The following is a 2819-nucleotide window of genomic DNA, read 5'->3' on the forward strand; positions in this document are numbered from 1 at the left end:
CGAGTGCATAGCCACGCGCGGACTTGCTCTGGGTTTCAAGGCGCAGCGGCGAAATATCCATCAAGCCGAGGCCGAGTTGGTAGAGCGCTGCTGCCCTGCCCTGTTTCAATTCAAGTTCGACCTCGCATAGCGGTTTCCGTTGCGGTCCGGCCTCTACCACGCCATCGTCGAACGCAACCTCGATCTGCCCCTCAGACACATCGACAGTAACCCGATGCCGGCGGACCTTGGTTACAAAGATCGGCACGAGTTGATCGACAGCGATTTTATCGAAAATCTCATCGATTTCCGACACTGGCAGCGCACCGAGATCGGGGGCCAGTGTCTGGACCGGCGCTTCCCATTCCTGGCGTGTCAGTGGATCATCGACGGACACTCGCTTGATGGTTTGCACCAGGTACTTGCCGCTGCGCCGAACCCGCAGGGAAATGCCGGCGCCAAACAACTTATGGTCAGCCGTATCGTAATACGTTGTTTCCAACCGGCGTATCGTACCCTTGTTCCGGGAATCTTRCAGCATAACAGGGGATGTTCGAATCCGGTCGAGCGAACCTGGAGAGGCACGCAGCTTCAGTTCAACTTCGACCGGAGCCCGTGGAGAAACAACATCGACATCCTTGATGCTCGCTCGCTTCTCCTTACCACGATCCACCGCGATCATCCTTGTAAAACGCCTTTGTTATTTCCTTCCCAACTCAATCCTATATTATCCTGTAGGACCCAAATTGGTAGATGCGTCCAGCCTTTCCTGTTTGGGTCGATAGTCGCAATCTCAACCAGTACGGTAAGACTGACAATGCGCAGGCTAATGCTTCTTCGTCATGCCAAGTCGGACAGGCCCGACAACGTTGACGATCACGCGCGCCCGCTTGCCGAACGTGGCCGTCGGGACTGCCCGCTGATGGGCGCCTACATGGTGGAGCAAGGTCTTCTACCCGACATTGCCATGATATCAACCGCCCGACGCACCATGGAAACATGGGAACTTATCCGAGCTGTTTTTCCGAAGGATATTATGCAGATCGACGAGGCGCGCCTCTACGATGCCTCCGCCAAGGGGATCCTTGACGTCATCCACGAAACGAGACCTGACGTTAAGGCGTTACTGCTCGTCGGACATAATCCCGGTCTCCATGAGCTTGCTCTCAAACTGATCGGATCTGGAAGCCAGCAAAATCTATCTCGATTGCAACAAAAATACCCGACAGCGGCGCTTGTTGTGATCGACTTCGGTGCCAACAAGTGGAACGTCATATCGGAAGGCACCGGCCAACTCGAACGGTTTGTGACGCCGAAGTCGATCAGCAGCGGTTTATCCGGATTGGTGTAGTATGTGTCATCGCTACGGGCGGCGTGAATCCGTTAAGCTACAAGAGCGGGAGGGTGTCAGCCATACGCAAGGTGCTACTCGTTACCCTGCTCTTTGCAGCTCCTGCGTTCGCTCACGACGCCCCGCTTGGCTGGGCCTATGGTGCTGAATGTTGCAGCATGACCGACTGTTGGCAGGAAAAGGATGGCGCCATCCTGGAAACACCAAATGGCTACCGTGTTATCGTTACCGGGGAACTGATCGCCTACGGCGATAGCCGCATCAAACCATCAAAGGATCAGTTTTTTCATCGCTGTACTGTCGGCGCCGATCCCAAGGCAAGGCGATCGATCTGCCTCTATGTTCCGCCAAGATCATTGTAGAGCCCTACCCACTGGCGTGCACGTTGTGGACAAGCAATTAACGGCAGCGCTTCGTCATATTCGCCGCCAATGATTTGGCCTATTCTACGCTCATGAAACCATCACGCGACATAACCCGCTTGCTCGACATTATGGCTGCCTTGCGCACGCCGGTGACGGGCTGCCCCTGGGATCTGGAGCAGGATTTCAAATCCATCGCACCCTACACGCTTGAGGAGGCATTTGAAGTCATCGACGCGATTGAGCGCAATGACATTGACGATCTGCGCGAGGAACTCGGCGACCTCCTGCTGCAGGTCGTCTTCCACGCTCGCATGGCCGAGGAGCTCAAGGCGTTCGATTTTGGCGATGTCATTCAGGCCATCACCCATAAGATGATCCGCCGTCATCCGCACGTTTTCGGCGAAGAAGCCGCCCGCGGCGCCGGTATGGCCAAAGGCATGTGGGACAAGATCAAAGCCGAGGAGAAAGCCGAGCGCCGTGAACGCCGTGCCGCGCTTAATCCAGGTCTGGCCGAAGCCGATGGTTTTCTCGACGATATTCCCCATGGCTTCCCCGCGCTGATGCGGGCTTTGAAACTGCAGCAGAAAGCCGCGAAAGTCGGCTTCGACTGGTCAGAAGCTGCGCCGATCCTCGAGAAGATCGAGGAGGAAATCGGCGAGTTGAAGGAAGCGATTGCCAGCGGCAGCAGGCAGGATACCGAAGAAGAATATGGCGACCTGCTCTTTGCCCTCGTCAATCTCGGCCGCCACCTGAAGCTGGAGCCCGAAAGCGCCCTGCGCGGAACGAATGAGAAGTTCCGCAAACGCTTTCATTACATCGAACGCAAATTGGCCGAACAGCAACAATGTCTCGACGCGGCAACGCTCGAAGAGATGGAAGCGCTGTGGCAGCAGGCCAAGACGGCGAAGTAACGCGCCCACTTTTCATGCTTCATTGTTAGGCATTTTCGAAATGCCGAATAAACATTGGGCATTCGCTACACCCCATCACAACTGTGGCTTGGTGATTTTGGCCGGTTAGCGTGAATTTAACGCAGCCAGATGGCCCGTCGTGGCTTAAATTTGGCTATCGGCTCGATCGAAGCAAAATTCAGGCCCTGTATTTTCACTTGGCACGTTACTTGC

At 55.5% G+C, this 2819-nt stretch carries 4 protein-coding genes; 3 read left to right on the forward strand and 1 reads right to left on the reverse strand.

What is annotated here, in order from left to right; all coding sequences use genetic code 11:
* Positions 1-652, reverse strand: a 652-nt coding sequence (locus ACXJ5O_RS23540; protein WP_457302019.1) for a CYTH domain-containing protein, incomplete at its 3' end; no start/stop codon positions are given.
* A gap of 156 nt (positions 653-808) precedes the next feature.
* On the opposite strand from ACXJ5O_RS23540, the gene ACXJ5O_RS23545 reads away from it, so the two are divergent.
* The 3 genes from ACXJ5O_RS23545 (at position 809) to mazG (ending at position 2606) form a co-directional block, all read left to right on the forward strand.
* The gene (locus ACXJ5O_RS23545; protein ID WP_457302020.1) at positions 809-1330 is read left to right on the forward strand and encodes a SixA phosphatase family protein; all 522 of its coding nucleotides are present in this window, start codon (positions 809-811) and stop codon (positions 1328-1330) included.
* Positions 1331-1383: 53 nt separating this feature from the next.
* A complete protein-coding gene (locus ACXJ5O_RS23550) occupies positions 1384-1692 on the forward strand; it encodes a hypothetical protein (RefSeq protein ID WP_457302021.1) in 309 nt (102 codons plus the stop codon).
* Positions 1693-1784: 92 nt separating this feature from the next.
* Positions 1785-2606 carry a nucleoside triphosphate pyrophosphohydrolase gene (gene mazG / locus ACXJ5O_RS23555; protein WP_457302022.1) on the forward strand — a complete coding sequence of 274 codons (822 nt, stop codon included), beginning with the start codon at positions 1785-1787 and terminating at the stop codon, positions 2604-2606.
* Positions 2607-2819: the final 213 nt, after the last annotated feature.

The sequence above is a fragment of the Phyllobacterium sp. P5_D12 genome (assembly GCF_054049495.1).

Coding starts and splice junctions, on each gene's coding strand:
- ACXJ5O_RS23545 (WP_457302020.1), top strand. CDS start 809: ATGCTTCTTCGTCATGCCAAGTCGGACAGGCCCGACAACGTTGACGAT.
- mazG (WP_457302022.1), top strand. CDS start 1,785: ATGAAACCATCACGCGACATAACCCGCTTGCTCGACATTATGGCTGCC.